Below are 25,503 nucleotides of genomic sequence, written 5' to 3'. Positions count from 1 at the left end.
GCAAGTCGTTTCCGGCATGCTTGCTTTGGCATTGTTCATGCCGCTCGTGCAAGCCGTCCGCACCGCGCCGATCAAGCCCACAATGATCGTCGTGACTGCGGGCACTTACACCATGAGCGCGCTGGATTTTGGCACGCAGCAATACGAAGCCGACGGCAAGACGCTGCGGCCCGGCACCAAGGTCACATTTGAGAAGCCGTTCCAGCTCGGGCGAACCGAGGTCACGCAGGCGGAGTTTGCCTCCGTGCTTGGACGCAATCCGTCGGTACACACGAAGGCCGCCGACGCGGGGCGGTTGCCCGTGGAGAATGTCTGCTTCTACGACGCGATCGAATATTGCAACGCGCTCTCGCTCGCCGAGAAGATGACGCCGCGCTACACGCTTGAGAAAGCGACGCGCGCCGCGGACGGCTCGATTTCGTTCGCCATCGTGAAGGATGCGGGCGGCGCGGGATACCGGCTGCCGACCGAAGCCGAATGGGAATACGCGGCGCGTGCCGGATCGACGGCGGGCTGGAGTCACGGAGACGACGAGGCCTCGGTGGGCAAGTTCGCCTGGTGGAAGGCGGAATCCAGCGGCGAGAGCAAGCCCGTGGCGACCAAGCTTCCAAACGCGTGGGGCTTCCACGACATGGCCGGCAACGTGTGGGAGTGGTGCTGGAATCCCGAGTCGAAGGTCGGCGGCCCGCAGCCGATGCGCGGCGGAAGCTGGTTCAACTGCGCCACTTGCTGCAAGAACACGGGGCGGTGCGTGAGTGAGCCGACTTCTCGCGAGGGAACGGTCGGCTTCCGTGTGGCACGAGATGCAGTGAGTAAGTGAATCAGCGCAATTTGATTGTGGCAAGGAGTCTAATAGTTGCTCGAACCAAAGCATTTTCGAGAAGAATTCATCCAAGGATTCATCTCGCTGGACAACAGGGTTTATTACACCTCAATTATCGCGGGGCTCTCAACAGCAGCCCATCGGCTTCTCGTTCATAAGACGCGGCTAGTTCTCGGAGCGTAATCGCTAACCGGTGGTATTCAGCGACTTCAACGGCTTCGGCCTGCTCCCGATACTTGCTTGCAAGTTCTCTCTCAGGCTTCCCAGTAGGGTCGACCCAGTGGAAGCCTCGTGAGTTGAATAACTCGGATCCAAATCCACTTCTCATTTCTTCAGCGTCTTTGGCGTTGAGCGCCTCCGCAGCTGAGCGATGGATCCACAATCCGCCTGGGTCTGGCGGTGCATAGACGAGCACATGACCCACCATTGACATTGCAACTTCCAGATGACCGGTTTCCGCGCACTCTTTCTTCACCGCTTCTAGCCAGCCTGCAAAAGCGTCACCATCGTATGTATCGTCCGCCTGATAGCCGGGCGGAGTTTGCCACTCGCTCAATAGGCGATAGGCATTTTCTGCAATGTTTTGTTTTTCTTTGGGGAGCTCCTCGGTTGGGCGCTCTTCTTTTTTTGAACGAAAAGCAAATCGAATGACTTCACAGAAGAATTTTGGCTCCTTCGCTAGTCGATGCTCAATTAATTTGGGAGAAGCGCCGCGGTGACGATCTAATAGCGGAAGGTACGCCCATTCAATTTTGAAGAGATCATCGGGATTCGTACCCTTGTCGTTCTGAAGCGCCTTGATGATCTCAATGATGGGGTGATACATCGAATGCACGCTTTCTGGTGACTTAAGCACAGCAAACAGCACTTGTACTGCTCGGCTACTGTCAAATGGCTTTTTGTCGAGCATCGCATAGAGACATCGCAATGCCGCATCCGGCCTGTTGTGTACTATCAATTGATCGATAGCAGTTTCGAGTTCCGCCTCATCACCGTAAGGATCAGCATTCGTCTTGCTCCAGTACGCAAAGTCATTTCTCCCAAGAAGACGTTTCGAGCGATCCCATGTATCTGCCGTAAATGGCAAGAAAGCGAGAAGCTGCCCGATTTGCACAGGACTCCATTGCGAAGTGTCGATGTCATCAAGCCATTGCCAACCGTGGCAACGAAGTTTTCCTCGTACGAACCCACCCGTAAACTGAACAAGCGCTTTCTGTTCGGACTCAAGCAGTTCAGGCAAGATCACGCCATCAACTTCTTTGTCTGTTATGCATCCCAATGCCACACCTACGCGCCAGGGTGATGGGACGGTCTTGGCGAAATCAAGTACCGACAGCGCCCCCCCGGTTGCAAAAATTTCTTCTATGGCCTTTTGGCGACGTTCTTCCAGTTCTTTTTGTTGCCCTTCGTAGTCGTCCTTCATTTCGAATAAGTCAAAATCGTGTTCGGTAAAGAGACGAAGGTGACGGAATGCGGGATTCGTCGGCGCCAATTGTTTGGCGAGAGCGTCAATTGCGTCGATCTGTTCTGGTTTCATCGCCCATTTAGCGTCCGAAAATTTTCTATGTTTTGCTACCAGCTTAATGAGCTCGGTCCACGGGTCCAGTCTGTTGACTTCTATCATTGTGATCACCGCTTCAGACCCGAGATACACTAAAAGTTGTTTGCGCGTGGGTGGTGACAGGTTGTCCATGTGTTGGATGAGTACAGCCAACCTTTTACTGTTGCCCTTAGCGGCGGTGAACGCCATTTCTGAATAGTGTTCAATCTGTTCCCGGTATTCGCCATGCGAAACACCCTTCTTCCAATCATCGGGAATTGTTTTTCGCCATGCTGGTCTGTGCGTGTCGGATGTTGTGGAGTCTGAATTGGGTAGAAGCCTCATAAGCAATTTCCAGCCAATATCTGGAAGTTCCTTAAGTAACGTTGACACCGCCGCATAACGCTTCGTAGCCGAGGCGCATGTTTGTGGCAACCATGGCAACAGGATGGCGGTAAGAGAGTTGACTGGACGATTGGCCCAACGACCGCCAGGATCGTGCAAGGCAAGTTCTCCCAAGCAAATCACCACGCGGCTGAGATGATTCGCATCCCAAGCCAGTGTCTCTAACGCCCAAAGCACACCGGTCATGTAGTTGCCTCCCAGAAATCCACCACTTTCCTGCGCAAATATTTCATCAAACGGACAAGGATCTCTCTCGAGTGTTGCCTCGAACGCATCGAGAAACTCACCGGGAGCAGCCTCCGCAAGGAGCGGAAGCAGATTGTTCAAGCTGGCCCAGCGTGACCAGTCGGCGTCGTTGAGAATTTCGCGGATGGCAAGAACCGCTGTTAATTCTGGTTTGTGGGGGCTACAGAAAGTTAGTGTTTGATGGTGAGTGCCAAGAAGTGCCAGGGTTTCTGCAAAACCCTTTCGCAAATGTTTTGAGTGCTTTATTACTTTATTGTGAATGCTGGCCGCATGGCGTTCTTCCAAAGCCAAATCAAATTTGGGGTCGCGCTCGGTTAGAACAGAAACGGCGCAATCTTTGAAGACATCCAAGTTTTCGTCGAAGAGTTTTGGTCCTAGTACTTGCCATGATCGGAGCCGATCAATTACCCACCATTTCCCATCTTTTAATGAGAGGATGCTCTCGGGTTGTTGCAGTGACTCCCGAAGTTTACGAATCCATGTAGAAAAGTCTTCTTTAGAAAGTTTTTCAACAATGATACGGTCCGCATTTGTTTTTTCGTTCCATGAACCCAGAACACAGGCGATTGACAACTCGGTCGCGTAGGTAAGTTTGCTCAGTTCGGGTTGAACTACAGGGAGCAGGGGCACGGCATATTCGGCCGGAATGGATTGATGAACTCGCTTTGTGAATGCGGTTCGCAGATCATCCGAAAGAGACTCATTTGTCAAGGTACCCGCGTTCTTGTTTGACGATCGAACCGCATTAACTAGCAGTGCCCACAACCCAGGCACACTCTCTTGCGAATTTTGTCCGATTAACGAGTGAAGCAGTGAGAGGGTCACGCCCGCCTTGATATCCAGGTCATAACCAAGGAGGTGAAAATGTCTCAAAAACTCAAAGACTCTTTCCTCAGACACCTCCTCATTCTTGTTCGCTTTTTGCAAGTGCGTTCGAAACGCCTTTAACTTTGTTCGCTGTCCATTGCTGACAAATCTAGCGAGCTCCATGCTCTTGAAGAACTCAACAAAATTTTCGACATGTCGTGCTCGTTCTAGAAGAGGTCTTACATCGTTGATGTCGGTTGTACTCAGCGGGCCAGTGATAAGCGCAATCGCATCTTGGCCGTGTGTGAATATTGTTGGATTGTTGAAATCATTCCACGCTGCCTGAATTACTTCCCCAAATTTGGAGTGTTGCTCGGTAATACCGATCGAGTGCTTGATCTGTCCAAGGAGTTTGCGCTTTTGTTGGCCATCCTCACTTTCCACAAAAACAATGAGATCATCAGTGTTGTAGTCAAGAAATTTGCCTTGGAGTTTGACCTTTTTGATTGGCCAGCACGGTAAACACGGGGAGTATCCACCGGTCAGCATGAGTGCAACAAACGATGCTTGAACATGGGCCTCAAAATCTCCACCGCCATTGCCGGTCGAGAACGAATTGCTGAGTTCTTTGGTGGTGTTGGTCACGCAGTTCCTTCGCCCCCCAAAAGTAAGGTGGTATGTATCGCGAAAGATTCAGAGCACGCGAGTCAGATTGGGCGGTATTGATCGTACATGCTTGGGATGTGTTCGTACGCCAAGTGGATTGGTACGCGCTCGTTGCACACGAATTACCAAAGCAAACTCTAATATGAGCGCCGTGATTATGCCCTAGTATGTGGGGCTGTCATGCTTCCCAAGCTCGCCATCATCGGCCGCCCGAACGTCGGCAAAAGCAGCCTTTTCAACCGGCTCGCTGGCCGCCGCATCTCGATCGTCGACCCCACGCCGGGCGTGACGCGCGACCGCATCTCCGCGGAGATTTCGCTCAAGCCGAGCAAGGGTCCGGCCCGCGCGATTCAGGTGATCGACACCGGCGGCTGGGGCATCTACACCACCGAGAAGAACCGCAAGGATGACGCGGGCGTCGACCTGACGCCGCTCACGCCGAGCATCGAGACGCAGATCATGGCCGCGGCCAAGGAAGCGGACATCATTCTCTTCGTCACCGACGCGCGCGACGGCGTGATGGCATTGGACCGCACAGTTGCTTCGCTGATGCGTCGCCGCGGGCTCACGCCGAAGGTGATCCCCGTCGCCAACAAAGTGGATGACCGCAGCCTTGAGGCCGCCGCCCAGGAAGTGGCCCGTCTTGGATTCGGCGCCCCGACCTGCGTCAGCGCCAACTCCGGTCTTGGCCTGGCCTACCTGCGCAACCTGATCGTGAGCAAGCTGCCCGACGTCGCGGATGACGCGCCCGACGAGAAACCGCCGCTGCCCGAGATTCGCATCGCCATCGTCGGCCGCCGCAACGCCGGCAAGAGCAGCATCGTGAACTGGCTCGCGGGCGAGCCGCGCGTGATCGTCAGCGAGATCGCGGGCACCACGCGCGACAGCGTGGACGTCCGCATCGAAAAAGAGGGCCGCATCATCACGCTCATCGACACCGCCGGCGTGCGCAAGAAGAAAAGCTGGGATGGCGACATCGAGTTCTACGCCAACACCCGCACCACCGACGCGATCGCGCGCTGCGATGTGGCATGGCTGCTGCTGGACGCCACCGAGAAGAGCACGCAGATCGAGAAGACCCTCGCGATGCAGCTGGCCGACTCCTTCAAGCCGACGATGATCGTGGTCAACAAGCTCGACCTCGTTCAAAAAGAACTCAAGCCCGCCGACTACCAGGAATATCTCACCCAGGAGTTCCCGCAGCTTTCCTACGCGCCGATCTCCTTCGTCAGCGCGAAGACCGGCAAGGGCCTGCGCAACTCGCTCGCCCTGAGCTTCTCCATGCAGGAGCAGGCCGCGCACCGCGAGGGCACCGGCAAGCTCAACGCCGCGATCAAGGCGATCCTGACCGAGCGCGGGCCAAGCTCGAAGCTGGGCAAGATCGCCAAGGTGCTCTATGTCAGCCAGATCTCGATCAATCCGCCCACCATCGCGATGGTCGTGAACAAGCCGGACCTCTTCAAGGGCCAGTACGAGCGCTACCTGCTCAATCGTCTGCGCGAGATGCTGCCCTTTAGCGAAGTGCCGATCCGCCTGAAGTTCAGCGAGCGCAAGCGCACCGAGCGACCGGCCCGCAAGTAACGCGGCTACCATGCGGCAGATTCATGCCGATCATGCCGCTCCCAATCTTCGAACAGGACGCTGATCCATCGCGCCGCGACGCGATGAGCGACGAGGAGATCTACGCACGGCTGAAGCCGCCGACCAGCATCGTGGTGAAGTACGGCGCCATGCGCCTTGTCGGCGAGTTCCCCTACAAGGGAGACGCCAAGCCCGGCTGCGGCTCGCGCCTGGTGGTGCGCACGGTGCGAGGCACCGAGATCGCCGAGATGCTCACCACCACCTGCGCCAACGGCAGCTGCTCCAAGAGCGTGAGCCGCTCCGAGATGCTCAAGTTCATCGAGAATTCCGGCGGCCGCGACTATCCCTTCTCGCAGGAGGGTGAAATCCTGCGCCTGGCCACGCCGGATGACATGTCGCGCTGGAATGCTTTTCAATCCGCGGCCAAGGATCGTCGTGATCACGCCCGCGAGATCGCCACTCAATGCAACCTGGACATCAAAGTGGTCGAGGTCGAGGTGATCCTGGGCGGCGAGACCGTGACCATGTTGTGGATGGCGCCGGAGACCAACCAACACCAACAACAAGAGGCCGCGCCGCGTCCCGACGTCTCCGCCGTGGTCCACAAGCTCGAGCATCACTACGGCGTGCGTGTGGCGGAGCGTCAGATCGGCGCCCGCGACGAGGCCCGCCTGACCGCCGACTACGAGAAGTGCGGCCAGCATTGCTGCTGCAAGAATTTCTTGAAGGTGCTCAAGCCCGTAAGCATGAAGAGCGCCAAGATCCAGAAGGCCACGCTCGATCCGCTGAAGATCAGCGGCCGCTGCGGGCGCCTGATGTGCTGCCTTCGCTACGAGGACAAGACCTACGAGGAGCTCTCCAAGCGCCTGCCCAAGAAAAACTCCCGCGTCATGACCACCGATGGGCCGGGCACCGTGATCGACGGCAAGATCCTGGTGCAGCTGGTGCTGGTGCGGCTGGACGCCGACGGCAAGGAAGTCGCGTTTCCCTTCGAGGAATTGCTCCCCGACGTGCCGCCACCAAATCCGAATTGATCCCCATGCGATACATTGGCTGATTCATGAGCGATTCCGCAACGCCATCCCCGACCCGCTCGACCGCCGTCGACACGATCCAGGGCTTGATCGTCGCCTTCACGCTCGCCATGGCCTTCCGCGGATTCATCCTCGAGGGCTTCGTCATTCCGACCGGCTCGATGGGACCGACCCTGCTGGGCGACCACGTGCGCGTCCGAAGCGACGCGACCGGCTATGCCTACACCGTCGATGGCGGATCCGTCTTCGACAACGGCGCGCCGCCGACCGCGCGGGCTCCAATGATCGACCCGATGGTCACGCGGCAGTTTCCCATGGGGGAGATGGAGCTCGGCAGGCTCCGCCAGCAGGTGGTTGGCGGCGACCGCGTTCTGGTGCTGAAATATGTCCCGTGGATCTTCGAGCCCCAGCGCTGGGACGTGGCGGTCTTCAAGAATCCGCCCGATCCGATCGGCATTTCGCAGAACTACATCAAGCGCATGGTCGGCCTGCCCTCGGAGTCACTGGTGCTGGTCGATGGCGATGTCTTCACGGGCGCACCGGACGCCGCGCCGGACGCGCTGCGCATCCAGCGGAAGACGGAGATGGCCCAGCGCGCCGTCTGGCAGCCGGTCTGGCGCAACGACTGGGCGCCGATCGAACTGAAAAAACTCGAGTCCAACTGGAAGCATGCGTGGCCCGGTCCCGCCTTCCTGCCCTCCGGCGAGAAGAAGTCGGCATGGACGGCGGGGGACACCCGCATCTGGCGCTGGCCCGACTCCGCGGCGACGCAGCTCGAGTGGAGCTCGGAGAATTTCCCCGTCAGCGACTGGAACGCCTACAACGTCTGGCGGCGCTCCTTTGAATTCCCCATGAGCGACATTCGCCTTTCGGCGGCGCTGGAGTTCGACCAGCCCGAGAAGGCCGCGGCGAATGTGACGCTCAACACGCGCGGCTTGCGGATCGAGGCCGCGGTGGACAACGCCGCGAAGTCGATCGAGATTTCCGTGAAGACCAATGGCAGCGCGACCGAGCCTCCGCGGGTGCTCGCCCAGCAGAAATCCGCGCTCGCCACCGCCGACCGCCATCTCGACCTCGAGTTCTGGCATGTTGACCAGGCGGTGTGGCTCTTCGTCAACGGCACCAAAATCGCCTGCCTTCCCTATGAATTCGCTGCCTCGGGCACCACGCCCGAAATGCGACTAGTCGCCTCCGGCATCGACCCGGCGCACTACCGCAACGACCCCGTCGCCGCCAAGCCCGCGCCGATGCAGTCGCTCTCGATGAATTTCTCCGGCTCGCCGGTCACCATCCGCAACATGGAGCTCGACCGCGACCTCTATTACCAGCCGGGCATCCTGCTGCCGGGCAACCAGACCGCGGTCAACGGCTCGATCATCATGGGCAAGGCCTATGCCACCGACATCGACGATCCGGCGCGCCTTGGCCCCGACGACTACCTGATGCTCGGCGACAACAGCCCCGCGAGCCGCGACGGACGCTTCTGGGGCCGGCCCCATCCCATTCTTCAGCGCGTGATCGGATTCGAGAAGCCCTTCCTCGTGCCGCGCGAAATGATCGTCGGCAAGGCGTGGTGCGTCTACTTCCCCGCCACCTATCCGCTGGCAGGCGGTCTGGACATGCAAGATCCAGCGGCGAAGAGCCCCAACATCGTGCCGAACTTCGGCTCGATGCGATTCATTCGCTGACTAGGGCTTGCAAGCCACTCCGTCTTTCATGACGAAGTCCACGTGACGCATCAGCGTGATGTCGTGCAGCGGATCGCCCTTGACGGCCACCACATCGGCCAGCTTGCCGGGGCTGATGCTTCCCAATTCCTTTTCCTGGCGCAGCAGCGTCGCGGCGTTGATGGTGGCGGACTTGATGGCATCCATCGGCGTCATGCCGGCCTCGACCATATAAACAAATTCCTCGGCGTTGCTGCCGTGCGGCCCCACGCCGGAGTCAGTGCCGAAGGCGATCTTGACGCCGGATTTGTAGGCCTTGGCAAAGGTCTTCTGGATCTCCGCGCCGATCGCCGCCGCCTTGGGCCGCACCACTGCGGGAAAATATCCCTCCTGCTTGGCCTTCTCGGCGACGAATTTACCGGCTGAGATGGTCGGCACATACCAGGTGCCGCGCTTCTTCATCTCCTCGATCACCTCGTCGTCCATGAAGGTGCCATGCTCGATGGAATCGACGCCCGCCTTGACCGCGCGCAACATGCCTTCCTTGCCGTGGGCGTGCACGGCGACCGCGAAGCCGTAGTCCTTGGCGGTGTCGACGATCGCCTTCAGCTCGTCATCCATGAACTGCGGGTTCTGACCATTCTTGGCCAGGCTGAGCACGCCGCCGGTGGCGGTGATCTTGATGACATCGGCGCCTTCCTTGTAGCGCTGGCGAACCGCCTTGCGGGCGTCATCGACCCCATTGATCACGCCTTCGTCCGGGCCAGGATTGCCGCGCAGCCCGATGTTGACGCCGTTGGTGGGATCGGCGTGTCCGCCGGTCGTGCCGATGGCCTTGCCCGCCGCGAACATGCGCGGACCGACCACCCAGCCCTTGTTCACAGCGTCGCGCAGGCTCAGGTTCAATCCGTCGGCCGCGCCGAGATCACGCACGGTGGTGAAGCCCGCGTCGAGCGTGCGCCGCAGATATTGCGTGGCGCGCAGGGCGAAGTCGGAGGGGTTCATGAAAAACTCCTCGGTGTACGCGGTCGGGCTGCTTTGGCCGGCCATGTGCACGTGCATGTCGATCAGCCCCGGCATGACCGTGCATTGCTTCAGGTCGTGGTAGGGGGCGTAGCCCTGCGGATCGACGTAGCCCGACTTGACCTCGGCGATACGACCATCCTTGATGACGATCGAAACCTGCTCGCGCACGGCGCCCTGCTCAGTGTCGATCAGCTTGCCGGCATGGATCAGGGTGTCTGCGTTCGCCGCGCCGGCGGCAAGCAGCGTGGCAAATGCGATTGAGCGAATTGACATGGGCGAGCCTCCGGGGTTTGATTCGAGCGGGCACACGAGTTTACCGATGGCTCAGCGATCAAGGTGCTATCAGTCGCTCAGACAACGCTCCGGGCCCGCAGACTCGCCCTGCGCTAAACTCGCTTGGTGATAGCACCTTGATCGCTTCGCACCAGTCAAAAAAACAAGGGGCGCTCTTGCGAGCGCCCCTTGGGCAAAGTCAGTGAATCAACCAATCAAGCTTAGAGGCACGGTCCTTCGCTGAGGAGCATCAGGCCAACATCCGCTCCGTCGACCACGCCGTCCATGTCGATGTCGGTTGAGCAGCCGGCGCAGGGACCGAAGTCCAGCAGCACCAGTCCGATGTCGGCACCGTCGACGAAGCCGTCGCCGTCGATGTCGCACGAGCGGGTCGGCGTGTAATCAAAGGAAATCGCAGTGGACGGAATGCCGTTGGCCGTGACCACCAGCGAATAGGTTCCTGCCGGAACGGTCGAAGGAACGGTGAACTTGGTGGTGTTCACCGTGGCTCCAAGCTTGACGCCGGTGTGGCTCCAGTTGAAGGTGCGGCAGTAGTACACGTTTGCGCCCGAAGTCAGACGGATGATCGGGTAGTTGGTGTTCATCTGCCAGTCATCGCCGTACGAGGCGCCTTCCGAAATGCCGTTGAGCTGCGTGCCCGTCAGGGTGTAGTCGCCGCAGTTGTTCTGAGCGACATCGGTGATGGTCGGCTTCCAGGCGGCCGCGGGGGAGCCGGCCGGCGTGTAGAGGTAGAACCGGGTCGAGCCCTGTGTGGAGAAAAGCACCTGGCCGTTGGGCAGCTGCAGCATGCAGTAGATGTAGCACGAGGTGTTCAGGGTCAGGCCGGTTGGTCCGTTGACCTGCGTGTATGAATTCGTCACATAGTCGTACTCATAGAACGAGGTCGGCGAGGGGAAGTGATTCGCCGATGTCGGGATTGGAGATGTCACCACAATGACCTTGCCGTCCGGCATCATGCACAGTGGCGCGTCCGGGCAGCCATTGGCGTTGGGGGTATTTGGACCCGCCACCCAGCTGCCGATCGCGTTGGTTCCAGACGGGGTGTAGATGCCCGTCGCGCTGTTGGCGCCGGGGAAGAAGGCCTTGCCGTTGGGAAGCAGTGCGCCGCCGCCGGTTTCAAGGCCGAAGGAATCGTAGAGGGCGACCGGCACGACCGCGTCATTCACCCAGGTATTGGAAGAGGGAATCCAGCGCTCGGACTGGGTCGTGAGCCGGTTGACCATCAGGAAACTGTTGTCGGGCAGTTTGCACCATTCGGACTCGTTGTGGATTCCGGTGCAGGTCGGGCCCGCGATGTAGGTGTTGGTCGTGGGGTTGTAGATCTTGTTGTTGCGAAGAGTTCCCGAAACCACTGCCTGCATGATGCGTCCGTCCGGCATGATTTCCGAATTCGCGTCGCTGATGTTGCTGCCGCCGTTTGGGGACGGAGTCAACGTCCAGCTGTTGGTCAGCGGGTTGTAGACCTCGCCGGCGGAAGTCAGGCCGGTTCCATACTCGCCACCGCACACATAGAGGCGACCATCCTTGAGAAGTTGCGATGAAAAGTAGAGCCGGGTGAACGACATGGCGGGCACGGTGGCCAAGGGGGACCAAGTTCCGGACTGGTAGCTGCCGGTGGAGCTGGGTTTCAGTTTCACCCAGACATTTCCGATGCCGTCGCCGCCGCCGGAGGAGGTTTTGCACAGGACGGTTCCATCCGACATCAGGATCATGCCGCCGCCGCTGGCGGCCGGGGCAAGTGCGGTCACGGTGGTCCAGGTTCCCGCGGCATCGCTTTGCGCGCTGATGCCGGCGACTGTGATCAAGGATGCTGCGACGAGAAATTGAATCGGTGATTTCATTTTTTGCTCTTTAGGGTTGGTGGCGAAGTGGGAGATGCGACAATCGCTTCAAACTACTTGAAGTCGTCCAATAAGTGGCTCCATCATGGACCAAACGGTCGCGATGGCAAGCGAAAACCGAAAATAAATGGGCAGTTTGAGCCAAAATTCTCAATTTCGGAGCCTGATTCGCTGAATCAACCACCTGATTTCCATCGGGCACGTCGAAACGACTCCCCATGGGTCGCAAAGAATCGCTCATGGATCCGCGCGATCACTACTCTTTCCGGGTGGGACATTCCTCCAACAGCGTTTGGCGAGTCGCGCGCAAAATTGCTGTGCTGGTGGTCGGAGGCACGATCACGATCGTGGGCATCCTCCTGGTCGTGCTTCCGGGTCCGGCATTTGTGGTGATTCCCGCCGGGCTGGCCATCCTTGCCACCGAATTCGACTGGGCGAAAGCGTGGTTGATCAAAGCGAAGGAAGTGTCAAGGAAAGCCATGAAGAAAGTGCGCCGCTGAGGCAAACTTTTCCGACTTATCGACCAAAAATCCGAACTTTCGGTTGCATCGAATTAGTTTTCGGTCAGATTGTGGTGTTCCTCGGGCGGGCCACCGTGCCCGAATTCCGCCATCGTTCGCTTTCCCTCCGGAGTTGATCATGTCCATTCGTCGAAACGCGTTCCAGGCCTTGTCGCACAACTTCCTCGGTCTCGTGGTGGCCGCAGGCTCGCTTCTGCTGGGCGGCAGCGCCGCCGCGCAGGTGTTTGAGCAGGGCACGCCCTCCAAGCCGACCAGCGCTCAATTCGAGATGCCGGCCATCAAGGAAGTGGAGCTGATCGATGTTCCCAAGCTCGACATGATGAAGATCACCGACGAGGACTCCCATCGCGACACCTCGGTGGAGCCGCCGCGCTACGCCATTCCCAACCCCGTCCACATCACGCCGGTCACCCACGGCACCTGGGAAAATGTGATCGACCAGAACGGCGCCCTGCGCAGCGTCTGGCGCCTGCGCGTCTCCTGCGAGAACGCGGCCTCCATCAACCTCGGCTTCACGGAGTTCTGGCTTCCCCAGGGCGCCTCGCTCTTCATCTACTCGCCGGACATGAAGTTCGTGATGCGCCCATTCACCAACGCGGACAACGCCGACCACGGCCAGCTCTGGACACCGCCAGTCCCGGGCCGCGAGCTGGTGGTTGAATTGACCGTGGAGCGCGACCTTGAGCGCGACGTCCGCCTGACGTTGGGCTCGATCAACTCGGGATACCTCGGCTTTTCGGAGATCGCGGAGATGGCCAAGTCAGGCTCCTGCAACGTCGACGTCATCTGCAGCCAGGGCGACGCCTGGCGTGACGAGATTTCCTCCGTCGCCGTGATCAGCACCGGCGGTTCCACCTTCTGCTCCGGCTTCATGGTGAACAATGTCCGCCAGGATCTGACGCCCTTCTTCATGACGGCCTACCACTGCGGGATCTCCTCGGCCAACGCCGCGTCGCTGGTGGCCTTCTGGAACTACGAGAACTCCACCTGCCGCACGCCGGGCAGCGGCGCCAGCGGTGCCGCTGGTGATGGCACGCTGACCCAGTTCAACACGGGCTCCACATTCCTGTCGCGCAATTCCCCGTCCGACTTCACGCTGGTGCGACTGACGTCCAGTCCGAATCCGGCGTGGTATGTCTCCTTCGCCGGCTGGAATGCCAACAACGTCGAGACCACCGCGTCGACGGGCATCCACCATCCCAATGTCGAGGAGAAGCGAATCAGTTTCGACCTGAATCCTTCCACCACGACCAGCTACAGCGGCACGACGATTCCGGGTGACGGCACCCACATCCGCATCGGCCAGTGGGAGATCGGCACCACCGAGGGCGGATCCTCCGGCTCGCCGCTCTTCAACCAGAACCACCAGGTCGTTGGCCAGCTTCACGGCGGCAGCGCCTCCTGCTCGAGCATCACCAGCGACTACTACGGCCGCTTCAGCGTTTCGTGGCTGGGCGGCGGAACCGCAGCAACGCAATTGAAGACCTGGCTCGACCCCGACAACACCGGAACGATGTCGGTGAACACGCTTTCCACCAAGGGACTCACGGTTTCGCCCAGCGGCGCTGTGACGCACTCCGGACTGGTGGGCGGACCCTTCACGCCATCGCCCTACAACTACACGCTGAGCAACAGCACGCCATCATCTGTGAATTACAAGGTGCATCTCACCAACAACATCGGCCTGCTGATCAACGGCGGCAGTAGCGATGTCACCGGAACCCTCGCGGCCAGCGGCGGCAGCGCCATCCTGGCGGTGACCGCGGGACCCGTGCTGGCGACCCTGCCGGCCGGCATCTACACCGAGGACATTGTGTTCACCGACCTGGGCACGGGCGTGGCGCGCACCATTCGTCACACGGTCGAGATCGGCCAGACCGGCTTCTCCGTCACCCCGGCGGAAGGTCTCGCCACGGGCGGCCCAGTGGGCGGGCCGTTCACCGGCAGCAAGACCTATCGGGTGACGAGCACCAAGGCTGCGCCCGTTTCGGTGACGGTCCAGAGCGACGCGGGATTCGTGGACATCAACCTCGACATCAACGATGTCAACAAGTCCTCCTCGGTCAGCTTCACGCTCGATGGCGTGGGCGACTTCAAGGATGTTGATGTCTCCATCGATGCCTCGGCGAATTCTCTCGCCGCGGGCCTCTACAACGGCGATGTCACCTTCTCCAAGGCCGACGGCCCTGCCGACACCACCACTCGCAATGTCTCGCTCGATGTGGGTCGCAGCGTCTACGCAGCGACCGATGTGCCCATCGCGGTCGCGGACAACTCGACGGTCTACAGCTACATCACCGTCAACGATGACTTCTGCATCGCCGACGTCGATGTCGACCTCAATGTTTCCCACACCTACATCGGCGACCTTTACATCGAGTTGAGGGCGCCGAATGGAACCACCGTCATCCTGCACAACCGGACCGGCGGCACCACCGACAACATCGTCACTACTTATGACGACGATGGAGGCGGCACGCTACCCTTCTCGCAGCTCTCCGATCTGGACTACGGATCCTCGCTGGGCGTGTGGCGCCTGCGCGTCTCCGACCAGGCGACCACCGACACCGGCACGCTGAATTCGTGGGCGCTGCGCATCGCGCAGCACTCGGGCACCTGCCCGACGCCTGTCGTGGTGTACTCCGAGCCGATGGACTCGAATCCCGGCTGGACCACCGAAGGTCTCTGGGCCTGGGGAACTCCGGCGGGCGCCGCGGTCTCTTCCGGCAGCCCGGATCCCACCTCGGGCTTCACCGGCACCAAGGTGTATGGCTACAACAATGTCGGCTCGGGTCTCTACGAGAACAGTCTCGTCGAGCGCAATCTCACCACACCGGCCTTCGATTGCACGGGGCTCTCGGGTGTGAAGGTTGCCTTCCAGCGCCGGCTGAATGTCGAGTCCTCCACCTATGACCATGCCGCGTTCAAGGTCAGCACCAACGGCACCACCTGGACCACCGTGTTCCAGAACGGCACCGCTTCGATGTCGGAAAGTGCCTGGACCAAGGTTTCCTACAGTGTCGCCGCGATCGCCGACAACCAGCCCACGGTGTACTTCCGTTGGACCATGGGGACCACGGACACCAGTGTGCAGTATTCCGGCTGGAACATCGACGACTTCGAGCTGACCGCCATCGTGGCGGCCCCGGCCTGCCCGTCCGACCTGGACGGCGACGGCGTGGTGGATGGCGCCGACGTCGGCTTGATGCTCCTGGACTTCGGACCCTGCCCGGGCTGTGCCGCCGACCTGGACGGCGACGGCATGGTGGATGGCGCCGATGTCGGCCTGATGCTCCTGGACTTCGGACCCTGCCCCTCCTGAGATTTTCCGGATGGACCCCGTTCGCGCCGGCCACTTCGGTGTGGCTCGGTTCGGCGGGGCCACGGAAGCGGGCGGCAGTGATGCTGCGTTGGCGCCGCGGGCCCGTCAGTAGTCCGAGGGCCGCCGCGCGTGCAGCGCGGGCATCTGCTGGACGTAGGGCCGGATGTGCGGGTCGTCGCGACCCACGAAGTCCTTGTAGGTGCCGTCGAAGAAGACCTTGCCCGCGAAGAGCATCACGATGCGCGGCTCCAGCCGGCGCAGCAGCTCGGTGTCGTGGGTGACCACGATGCTGGTCCGCGGCACGCCCTGCGCGGGCAGGGCGCGGTGGGTCGAGTCGATCAGCGAGTGGATGTTGCCGCACATCTCCGGGTCGAGCCCGGCGGTCGGCTCGTCGTAGAAGATGAGCACGGGGTCCATCACCAGCGCGCGGGCGATCGCAAGCCGCTTGGCCATGCCTCCGGAGAGTGCCTCGCGGTCGCGGTGCATGATCTCGTCCGCGTTGAGCCCGACATCCAGCAGCGCCTTCCGCGCCAGCGGCATGATCTGGGCATCCTGCATCTCCTTGATTTCCTTGGGCCAGAAGGCCAGGTTGAAATAGACGCTGCCGCTGAGCAGGGCGTTGCGCTGGAAGACCACGGCCCAGTGCACCCGCATCCGGTCGAGCTCATCGTCGGAGAGCCGCGAGAGATCGCAGACGGGTGAGCCGGGGACGTCGTGGTTGGCGATCAGCACGCGGCCGGAGTCGGGGCGAAAGTGCCCGGTGATGGTCTTGAGCAGCACCGTCTTGCCGCAGCCGCTGCCGCCCACGATGGCGACCAGCTCGCCGCGGCGGATCGTCAGGTTCACTCCGGTCAGGACCGATTGCCGGCCGAAGGACTTGCAGAGCTCCTCGACGGCGACCTCAATGAGTTCCTCGGATTTCGCGGGTGGAGGCGGTGGAGTCATCGGGCGTGGGTGAGCCTACTTTGGAAATCGGGGCATCGTCGAGCAGCATCCGCCAGGGCGGCGTGTCGAGATCCTCGTACTGGTCGGAGCGCGCCGCCCAGATGAAGGCGGCCACCGCGGCCGCGGCGATGAGCAGCGCCACCGGAATCGCGATGTAGATCAGGATCATCGGTGCGCCTCGCTTTGGGGGGCCGCATCGGACCGGAAGCGCGGCATGCGCAGGGCCACCGCGGTGACGGTGAGGCCGCTCAGCGGCATCAGCACCGCGGCGATCAGCGGGTTGATCACTCCGGTCGCCGCGAGCGCGCCGCCGAGCAGGTTGTAGGCGAGGCTGATCGCGAAATTGACGTGGATGGTGGCCATGGTCCGCCGCGCGCCGTCCAGCAGCGCGACCACCTGGCCAAGCCCGCCGCCGGTCAGGGCGACATCGGCGCATTCGAGCGTGGCCCGCGCACCTTGGCGCACGGCGACACCCACGTCGGCGGCGGCCATTGCGGGCAAATCGTTCACCCCGTCGCCCACCATCACCACGGGCCTTGGCTGAAGTCCGGAGACAATCTCCAGTTTTCGCTCCGGCGTGCAGGCGCCAAACACCTGGTCCTTCGCAAGGCCCAGCGTGGCGCCGGCCTTCGCCGCGATCTCGGGAATGTCGCCGGAAGCCAGCCAGACGCGCCAGCCGCGACGGGCCAAGCCCGCGACCAGTTCGCCGGCATCGCTTCGCAGCGGGTCGCCCATCGCGATCACGCTCCGGAGGGCGCCCTCCACCGAAATGTAGATCGGCGTCAGGCCATCCTGGACCATGGTGCGTGCCTCGGTGGCGAAACCGGTGTCCTGCAAACCGATGTCGCCCTTGATGAAGTCGAAGTTGCCGACCTTGACGCGATGGCCGTCGACCATTCCGCGGATGCCGGCGCCAAGCGACTCCTCGACCTCGCCCACGATCGACGGGGCGACGCCCGGCTTCTCGCCGTAATGATCGTGCATCGCCCGCGCGATCGGATGCGCGCTGTGGGTCTCCAGCGCCGCCGCCAGTGCGATGGCTTTCCGGTCGCCCAGCTCGCGCACCACCCGCATGCGTCCCTCGGTGACGGTGCCGGTCTTGTCCAGCACCAGCGTTCCGCTTCGCGCCAGTCGCTCGAAGACATCGCCGCCGCGGACCAGGATTCCGGCGCGGGCCGCCCTGCCCAGCGAGGCCACCATGGTGAGCGGCGTGGCCAGGCCCAGGGCGCAAGGGCAGGTGACCACCAGCATGGCGATGACCACCGAGAGAGCGCGGGAGGGATCGATGAGCCACCATGCGATTCCAGTGGCCGACGCCGCCACCACCACCGACAGCAGGAACCAACCGGCGATCCGGTTGGCGAACTCGACCACGCGGGGCCGAGCGCCTGCGGCGCTCTCCACCATGTGTGCGATCGCGGCGGCGCGCGTCTCGGAGCCCAGCGTGCTCACCCGCACTCGTGCGGGTGAGGAATCCAGCAGCCGGACGCCGGCATAGACCGCCTCGCCGCGGCCCACGCGGATCGGCCGCGACTCGCCCGTGAGCAGCTGCATGTCGAAGTGCGCCGCCGCGGCCTCGAGCGTGCCGTCGGCGCAGACCGATCCGCCTGCGGAAATTTCGACGAGATCGCCGGGACGAAGCGCCTCGGTCGGGACCTCCTCCAGAGCGCCGCTCTCGGCGAGGCGACGGGCGCTTTGGGGAACCAGGGCGCAGATCAGCTCGAGGTCGTGCCGCGCCGAACGCTGCTGACGGAATTGCACGAAGCGACCGACCAGCAGCAGAAAGACCAGCATGGAGACGCTCTCGAAGTAGACGCCGGGTCGGTTGGCCAGGGTCATCGCGGCGCCGCCGAGCAGGCCCGCCAGCAGCGCCAGCGCAATCGGCAGATCCATGTGCGGAGTGCGGGTGCGGATCGCGCCCATCGCGTTGGACAGAAACATCCGGCCGGGCCATGCCACCGAGAGGCCCGCCAGCGCGACGCTGGTCCATTGCAGGAACTGCCGCGTGGGATCGTCCATCCAGGCGAAATGGGCGCCGTAGAGGGCGAAGGCGATCGCCATGACATTGCCGCTGATCGCGCCGGCGACGGCGATGTGCACCAGCCACCTGCGATCCTGCCGGCGCCACTCGCTGCGCGAGGCGAGCGTGCCGACCGGGCGCACTTCGTAGCCCAGTGAGGCGATGCGCCGTGCCACCGCCGAGAGCGAGGTTTGCCCGGGCAGCCACTCCAGCGCAATCACCGACCGGCCGAGATCGACGCGGGCGCCCAGAAGTCCGCCTTGCAGTCGCGGCAACGCCTCCAGCAGCCAGAGGCAGGCGCCGCACTTCAATCCATCAAGGCGCAGCTCGGCGCGGAGCCGGCCATCGTCGAGCTGCTGCACGTGGCGCTGCTGGAACTCGGCGTGGTCAAGATAGGAGAGCGAACATTCATTGTTCGGCCGGTTCGCCGCGAAGCCATTCTCGCGCTGCAGCGCGTAGTACTTCTCCAGGCCGCACTCGTGCAGCATGTGCCAGACCGCCTCGCACCCGGCGCAGCAGAAGGATTCGCTCCGCACCGAAGCGGCGCCCGGCACGGGCTGCCCGCAATGTGCGCAGGTCGCACTCGCCGCCTGGAAGCGCGAAGCCGCGGGCGAGGATTCAAAATGGGAGGAGGCGGAGAGCGAGGTCACTTGGGCGGTTCTCCGGAGCAACACGCGGGCGGGCCATCGGTCACCGCGCTCAGATTCGCACCATCGCTCGTGTCGCGCACCGCGCCGGCATGAATCGAGTCCGCCGCGTTCGCGTCATGCTCGCGCTGAGCCAGTTGCTGCGCCACGCGCGGGGCCATCGGTGCCCGGATGCCCGCGGTGTAGATGCCCACCGCGATCATGATCGCTCCGGCGATCGCCGCCATCACGCGCCGTTGCGTTCCACCCAGCGACGCGATGCCGACGCCCACCACGGTGAGAATCGGAACCGTCCCGACCCAGAAGGCGATCATGACCAGTAGGCCGCCCATGATGCTGGCCGTACCCGCGGCCACGGCCGCAAAGGCCCAGAGCCAACCGCAGGGAAGTAGGGGCGTGGCCAAACCCACGACTAGGGCACGCCGAATCGGTCGCATCGCGGCGGCGGCCTGGTGCACGGCGCCCAGCAATTTCTTCATCCATTGCGGCAGCGGCATGCGCCCCGAGTCAATGCCGCCCGCTTGAAGCAGCATGCCGACGCCCACCAACGCCACCGCTACTCCCGCGGCGATGGCGGCGATCTGCTGCGCGCCGACCAGGGCTCCGCCGGAATTCAGGAGCACGCCAAAGGCGCCGGCCAGCGCGCCGACGATCGCGTAGGAGGCCAGGCGCGACAAGTGATAGACGCCGCTGGCGGCGAGGCTGCGGCGCCCGCCGCACTCGCCGGCGCCGCCGCAGAAAGCCGCGATGCCGCCGCACATGCCCGCGCAGTGCGAGCTGCCGACCAGGCTGGCGACCAGGACGCTCGCGAGCAGGGCGATCATGATCCCGGCCTTTCCGGCGCGTCCGTTGCGCCAGGCGCATTCTTCGCCGCAGGCTTTCCAAATGAGACGTGTCTGCGAAAATCATCCGTGTAGAGCCGCCCCTTCGATTGCACCGTGGCACGAATTTCCCACTGGCCGTTCACCCGCAGCGGCACATCGACGCCATAGTGTCCGCCGTCACCTTCCGGGAGATTGAGCGTGACACGGGAGTTTGCCGAGAGGATCGGAATGATTTCCGCCTGCACGCTGGCATGCTCGATGCCGATGCCGTACTTGTCCGCCACGACCAGTTCCAGCCGCGCCAGCGTCGGATCGTTCGTGCCTGGGATGATCGTCGGGGTCACGATCCAGCCCAGCGCGTTGTTCTGGGCGAGCTGGCGCTTGTGGTCATCCCACGAAGCGGCCTTGCGGTAATAGTCGGGCTCCGCCGCGGTGACATTGGTGTCGGAGAATGCAAGCGTGACCACCACCGCCGCCGCCGTGACCGTGAAGGAGAGCATGGCCACGGGAACATAGGCCCAGCGATTTTCGATGAACCGGCGAGTCATCGGCCATCCTTTCCGTCGCGATCGCTCTCGCTCCCGTTCGGACTGTGGTCGGAATCCTTCGAGTGCTTGTCCTTCTTCTCATCCGAGTGACCGATCGGCTTGCCCGTGGAGAATGGTCCGGCGATGGAGATGGGCACGAGCTTGGAAAACTCGCCCGGGCCGCGCACCACCAGCTCGCCGGCGCGGCTGCCCCGGTTGAAGGATTCCGCCGGGCTCACCACCACCACGTCAATCGATCCCGCGTCCAGCGCGGCCACCACCAGTGAAGCCGCGGGCTGCACGGACACATCGCCGCGCCCCTCGATGGTGAAAGTGCCGGGCGCGTCGCCGTAGTTCTCGATCATGATCCGGACCGGCGTGTGAATGCCGTCGGCGGCGCTGCTGAAGTTGCCGCCGATGATCCGCACCTGCTCGACCGAGGCGCTCGGGCGGCGCATCAGCAGCGTGACCAGCCCGGAGAGCAGGACCACCAGCAGCAGCGGATAGATCACCAGGCGGTACCGGAAGCCGCGCTTGCTCTTCCCGTCGATCCGGTTCTGGTTGGAGTAGCGAATGAGCCCCGTCGGCTTGCCGACCTTGATCATGACCTCGTTGCAGGCGTCGATGCACTGGGTGCAGTTGACGCATTCCAGCTGCAGCCCGTCGCGGATGTCGATCGCCGTGGGGCAGACCTGCACGCACATCGTGCAGGCAACGCAATCGCCCGCGTGCTCGCCGCGCGCCTCCATCGCGCGACGCTCCGTCGCGTTGCCCCGCGGCTCGCCGCGAGCCACGTCGTAGGCGATGATCATCGAATCCTTGTCCAGCAGCGCGCTCTGGAAGCGCCCGTAGGGACAGACCAGCGTGCAGAGCTGCTCGCGGAAGAAGACGAAGTCGAACATCATCATCCCGACGGTGACGGCGAAGACACCGAAGGCCACCGGATGGTTGCCGGGCGAGCCCAGGATCCACGCGCTGAGCCGGTCGGTGCCCACGAAGTAGGCCAGAAAGGTGTTGGCCAGATGCGCGCTGAGCACAAGAAAGACCGCGTACATCAGCAGCCGCCGCCATCCCTGCACATGGGCGCCGCGCCTGCCGTAGGCCGCGCCGAGCAGCAGCCGCTCGATCGGGCGGTAGACGAACTCAAGATAGACCGTCTGCGGGCAGGCCCAGCCGCACCAGACGCGGCCGAAGAGGGCCGTGACCAGGAAGATCGTCACGAAGATTGAGAGGAACATCAGCGCCAGCAGCAGGGTCTCGGTGGGCCGGAAGGTGGTTCCGAAGAAAGTGAACTGCCGCAGCATCACGTCGAGCAGGATCGGCGGCTTCCCGGCGATGCGCAGCCAAGGCAGCAGCGCAAAGAGCGCGATGAGAAACCACGCCACCGCGAAGCGAGCCTTCCAGAGGCGACCCTTCACTTCGCGCGGCGTCACCCAGCGACGTGTGCCGTCCGCGTTGAGCGTGGACAGCACGCGCTCCTCGAGCACGGGCAGCGCGACGGACTTTCCTACTTTGCCGGCCATGGCGGGATCGGCTCTCCTTGCGGTGCCTTGGGCACTGCGGGCGTCGTGCCGCGCAGATGCGCGACATAGCCGGACAGCAGGACGAGTTGCGGCTCGGAAAAGCGGCCGCTCCACTGCGGCATGCCCTTGGCGACCAACCCGCCGGAGACGACCTTGTAGATGTCCTCCACCTTCTTGACGTTGATGTAGTTGTTGTCGCAGAGATTGGGTCCGGTTCCGCCGCCGCCGTCGGCGGTGTGGCAGACGGCGCAGTTGGCGGCGAAGAGGCCCTGGGCGGCCTTCATCCACTTGGGATCGGCGGCCAGTCCCAGGATGGATGCCTGGGTGGGTTTGATGTCGCCCAGCTTGCCGAACTGCTCCTGGTAGAAGACCGCCAGCTCCGACTGGTAGTCGCGCTGGGCGCTGGCGCCGACGCCCACCACGAAGTAGCCGAAGTAGAAGTAGCCGAAGACGATTGTCAGCCAGAAGATCGCCGACCACCAGAAAGGCATCGGGTTGTCGTATTCCTGGATGCCGTCGGCCTCGTGCTCGAGAATTTTTGCCTGGAGAAATTTTGGGGTTTGGAATGAATCAGCCACGACGGTTCTCCTTTTCAGAGGGGGGAGTGTCCGAGTGATCGAGCGGAATCTCGGCGTCCTTCTGCCACGCCGATTTGGGAACGATGAAGACATAGGTGACAATGGATGCGAAGACGATCAGGAAGACGACGAGCGAGATCGTCGGCATCAGCCCACCCTCGGCCAGCAGCAGGGTGCAGGAGCAGGTCATGGCAGGCCCTTCACGGCGCCCGCCGAGGCCGGCGCAGCCGGCGGAGTGGGCGCGGGAGCCGGCGCGGTCGCCACGGGCGCCACATCGATCGGCTTGTTGAGATCGGTTCCCAGTCTCTGCAGGTAGGCGATGACCGCCAGCACCTTCGTGTTCTTGACGCCGTCGAGTCCGTTGGCGGTTCCATTCTCCTGAACCAGTTGGGCGAAGACTTTCTCCGACTGCGCCCGCGCCAAAGTCTCGGCGTCGGCGATGGTCTTCTCCGAGTAGGGCACGCCGACTTTGGCCAGCGTGGCGACTGCCTTTTTCGCCTGCGCCCAATCGATCGGCTGATCGACCAGGTGCGCGAACTTGGGCATGATGGAGCCCGGGCTGGTGTCGACCGGATTGTTGAAGTGACGCAGATGCCAGAGCGCGCTTGGATTGCGCACCCCTTCGCGGGCAAGGTCCGGACCGATGCGCCGGCTTCCCCAGAGGAAGGGATGGTCAAAGACACTCTCGCCCGGCTTGGAATATTCGCCGTAGCGCTCGGTCTCAGCGACCAGCGGGCGGATCATCTGCGAGTGGCAGTTGACGCAGCCCTCGCTCACGTAGATGTCGCGGCCCACGCACTCCAGCGGCGAGTAGGGCTCGACGCTGGCGATCCGCGGAATGTCGCTGCGGATGGAGAACATCGGCACGATCTCGAAGAGACTCGCCACGGCGACGGCAATCACCACCCAGATGGTGAAGGTCAGCGGCAGGCCTTCCAGTCCGCGGTGCCAGCGCAGGGCGGCGAAGCGGTCGATCCTCTTGCCCAGCTCGAGCACGTTGACCAGGTCGGAGGGCGGCGCCGGCTCGGGCTTCCAGGACTTCGCCAGCGGCGCGGCCTCGTAGACCGGCACGTCATAGTGGCTCGGTCGCCCCATCCAGGTCAAAACCAGGTTGAAGCAGCCGATCAGCAGCGCGACCAGGTAGAGCGAGCCGCCGACGGTGCGGATCCAGTAGAGCGGAATCAGCCGCGTGACCGTCGATAGAAAGTCGTACTCCAGGACGCCGTCGGAGTTGAAGGTGCGCCACATCAGGCCCTGCATCAATCCCGCCGCGTAGATCGGAATGATGTAGAGAATGATGCCGACCGTGGCCAGCCAGAAGTGCAGGTTCACCCACGAAGGCTTGGCGATCGGCGTCTGGTAGAGGCGCGGCGCCAGCCAGTAGACCATGCCGAAGACCATGAAGCCGACCCACCCCAGCGTGCCGGCGTGCACGTGCGCGATGGTCCAGTCGGTGTAGTGGCTGAGCGAGTTGACGCTCTTCACGCTCAGCAGCGGCCCCTCGAAGGTGCTCATGCCGTAGAAGGTGATCGCCACCACAAAGAACTTCAGCACTGGATCCTCGGCGACGCGCTTCCAGGCGCCGCGCAGCGTCAGCAGTCCGTTGATCATGCCGCCCCACGATGGCATCCACAGCATCACGCTGAAAAGCATGCCGACGGTGGAGGCCCAGTCGGGGATCGAGGTGTAGTGCAGATGGTGCGGGCCCGCCCAGATGTAGATGAAAACCAGGCTCCAGAAGTGGACGATGGAGAGCCGGTAGGAGAAGACCGGACGCCCCGCGGCCTTGGGCAGGAAGTAGTACATCATCCCCAGGAAGGGGGTGGTCAGGAAGAACGCCACGGCGTTGTGGCCATACCACCACTGCATGAAGGCGTCCTGGCTGCCGGCGTAGATCGAGTAGCTGCGGTGCCAATCGGCGGGCATGGCCAGGTTGTTGAAGATGTAGAGCACGGCAATGGCGATCACCGTGGCGATGTAGAACCAGAGGGCCACGTAGAGATGGCGCTCGCGGCGCATCGCGATGGTGCCGAAGAAGTTCACCGCGAAGACCACCCAGATCAGCACCACGGCGATGTCGATCGGCCACTCCAGCTCGGCGTACTCCTTGGCCTGGGTGAAGCCCAGCGGCAGGCTCAGTGCGGCGGCGACGATGATGAGCTGCCACCCCCAGAAGTGGATGTTGCTCAGCAGATCGCTGAACATCCGCGTCTTGAGCAGGCGTTGCGATGAGTAGTAGACCGCCGCGAAGATGGCGTTGCCGGCGAAGGCAAAGATGACCGCGTTGGTGTGCAGGGGACGGAGCCGGCCGAAGGAGAGGTACTCCCCCAGGTTCATCCCCGGCATGGTCAGCTGCGAGGCAATGAGGACGCCGACCAACATTCCCACCACCCCCCAGAGCATCGTCACGAAGACGAATTTCCGCACGATGGAGTCGTCATAGCTGAAGCGCTCCAGGGCAGGGGTGCTGGCGGGAATCGACGATGCTTGAAGCGGGGGGGCCATTCTTGGATCTCCAATTTCGAATGAAAGTCGTTGATTTCACCGTGAAGTTCGCAGTAAACGAATTGCGGATATTGATATCCTTGACTATACTCTAATTTAAGATACTAATATCGTTATCTAACTTCAACCTTGCTTCCTCGAAAACTTTTTTGATCCCCGGC

Annotated in this window: 18 protein-coding genes; 6 read left to right on the top strand and 12 right to left on the bottom strand. The window is 62.3% G+C overall.

The genetic code is table 11. The annotated features are described in order from the left end of the window. Window positions 1-37: 37 nt before the first annotated feature. Complete coding sequence (locus K8R92_07130; GenBank protein ID MCE9619666.1) at window positions 38-820, top strand: formylglycine-generating enzyme family protein; 783 nt, start codon at window positions 38-40, stop codon at window positions 818-820. Window positions 821-935: 115 nt separating this feature from the next. Here K8R92_07130 and K8R92_07125 read toward each other — a convergent pair whose 3' ends face one another. After that, window positions 936-4,466: a hypothetical protein gene (locus tag K8R92_07125; GenBank protein MCE9619665.1), complete on the bottom strand. Its 3,531-nt coding sequence runs from the start codon at window positions 4,464-4,466 to the stop codon at window positions 936-938. A gap of 201 nt (window positions 4,467-4,667) precedes the next feature. Between K8R92_07125 and der the strand changes: the two genes are divergently transcribed. From der to K8R92_07110, 3 genes are read left to right on the top strand one after another with little or no spacing between them, the layout of a single operon-like run. Beyond that, window positions 4,668-6,068, top strand: a complete 1,401-nt coding sequence (der, locus tag K8R92_07120) for a ribosome biogenesis GTPase Der (protein ID MCE9619664.1) — start codon at window positions 4,668-4,670, stop codon at window positions 6,066-6,068. Window positions 6,069-6,100: 32 nt separating this feature from the next. Then, the gene (locus K8R92_07115) at window positions 6,101-7,102 is read left to right on the top strand and encodes a hypothetical protein (GenBank protein MCE9619663.1); all 1,002 of its coding nucleotides are present in this window, start codon (window positions 6,101-6,103) and stop codon (window positions 7,100-7,102) included. 26 nt (window positions 7,103-7,128) lie between these two features. Then, the gene (locus tag K8R92_07110; GenBank protein MCE9619662.1) at window positions 7,129-8,790 is read left to right on the top strand and encodes a S26 family signal peptidase; all 1,662 of its coding nucleotides are present in this window, start codon (window positions 7,129-7,131) and stop codon (window positions 8,788-8,790) included. On the opposite strand, the gene K8R92_07105 is transcribed toward K8R92_07110, so the two are convergent. Together K8R92_07105 and K8R92_07100 are read right to left on the bottom strand one after the other, a co-directional pair. Next, a complete protein-coding gene (locus tag K8R92_07105) occupies window positions 8,791-10,068 on the bottom strand; it encodes an amidohydrolase family protein (protein MCE9619661.1) in 1,278 nt (425 codons plus the stop codon). Between the two features lie 221 nt (window positions 10,069-10,289). Further along, window positions 10,290-11,930 carry a hypothetical protein gene (locus K8R92_07100; protein ID MCE9619660.1) on the bottom strand — a complete coding sequence of 547 codons (1,641 nt, stop codon included), beginning with the start codon at window positions 11,928-11,930 and terminating at the stop codon, window positions 10,290-10,292. A gap of 218 nt (window positions 11,931-12,148) precedes the next feature. On the opposite strand from K8R92_07100, the gene K8R92_07095 reads away from it, so the two are divergent. Then, window positions 12,149-12,430 carry a PGPGW domain-containing protein gene (locus K8R92_07095; protein MCE9619659.1) on the top strand — a complete coding sequence of 94 codons (282 nt, stop codon included), beginning with the start codon at window positions 12,149-12,151 and terminating at the stop codon, window positions 12,428-12,430. Between the two features lie 139 nt (window positions 12,431-12,569). Next, entirely contained in the window at window positions 12,570-15,773 is a 3,204-nt protein-coding gene (locus tag K8R92_07090) for a proprotein convertase P-domain-containing protein (GenBank protein MCE9619658.1), read from the top strand. A 105-nt stretch (window positions 15,774-15,878) separates the two neighbouring features. Here K8R92_07090 and K8R92_07085 read toward each other — a convergent pair whose 3' ends face one another. The 9 genes from K8R92_07085 to ccoN are packed head-to-tail and all read right to left on the bottom strand — an operon-like array spanning window position 15,879 to window position 25,342. Then, entirely contained in the window at window positions 15,879-16,718 is an 840-nt protein-coding gene (locus tag K8R92_07085) for an ATP-binding cassette domain-containing protein (GenBank protein ID MCE9619657.1), read from the bottom strand. Continuing rightward, entirely contained in the window at window positions 16,675-16,887 is a 213-nt protein-coding gene (gene ccoS / locus K8R92_07080) for a cbb3-type cytochrome oxidase assembly protein CcoS (protein MCE9619656.1), read from the bottom strand. The genes K8R92_07085 and ccoS overlap by 44 nt, the downstream gene beginning before the upstream one ends. Continuing rightward, complete coding sequence (locus K8R92_07075; GenBank protein ID MCE9619655.1) at window positions 16,884-19,388, bottom strand: heavy metal translocating P-type ATPase; 2,505 nt, start codon at window positions 19,386-19,388, stop codon at window positions 16,884-16,886. Before K8R92_07075 ends, ccoS begins: the two co-directional genes overlap by 4 nt. Next, a complete protein-coding gene (locus tag K8R92_07070) occupies window positions 19,385-20,209 on the bottom strand; it encodes a sulfite exporter TauE/SafE family protein (protein MCE9619654.1) in 825 nt (274 codons plus the stop codon). Before K8R92_07070 ends, K8R92_07075 begins: the two co-directional genes overlap by 4 nt. Next, window positions 20,206-20,757, bottom strand: coding sequence for a FixH family protein (locus tag K8R92_07065; GenBank protein MCE9619653.1), 552 nt, complete (start codon window positions 20,755-20,757; stop codon window positions 20,206-20,208). The genes K8R92_07070 and K8R92_07065 overlap by 4 nt, the downstream gene beginning before the upstream one ends. Further along, window positions 20,754-22,259: a cytochrome c oxidase accessory protein CcoG gene (ccoG, locus tag K8R92_07060; GenBank protein ID MCE9619652.1), complete on the bottom strand. Its 1,506-nt coding sequence runs from the start codon at window positions 22,257-22,259 to the stop codon at window positions 20,754-20,756. Before ccoG ends, K8R92_07065 begins: the two co-directional genes overlap by 4 nt. Next, complete coding sequence (locus K8R92_07055; protein MCE9619651.1) at window positions 22,244-22,837, bottom strand: c-type cytochrome; 594 nt, start codon at window positions 22,835-22,837, stop codon at window positions 22,244-22,246. Before K8R92_07055 ends, ccoG begins: the two co-directional genes overlap by 16 nt. After that, a complete protein-coding gene (locus K8R92_07050) occupies window positions 22,830-23,027 on the bottom strand; it encodes a hypothetical protein (GenBank protein ID MCE9619650.1) in 198 nt (65 codons plus the stop codon). The genes K8R92_07055 and K8R92_07050 overlap by 8 nt, the downstream gene beginning before the upstream one ends. Further along, window positions 23,024-25,342 carry a cytochrome-c oxidase, cbb3-type subunit I gene (ccoN, locus tag K8R92_07045; protein MCE9619649.1) on the bottom strand — a complete coding sequence of 773 codons (2,319 nt, stop codon included), beginning with the start codon at window positions 25,340-25,342 and terminating at the stop codon, window positions 23,024-23,026. Before ccoN ends, K8R92_07050 begins: the two co-directional genes overlap by 4 nt. Window positions 25,343-25,503 lie beyond the last annotated feature (161 nt).

It is taken from the genome of Planctomycetota bacterium (assembly GCA_021414025.1).
GTDB lineage: Bacteria > Planctomycetota > Phycisphaerae > Phycisphaerales > SM1A02 > SYAC01.
This window is presented reverse-complemented; position numbering and strand designations above follow the sequence as displayed.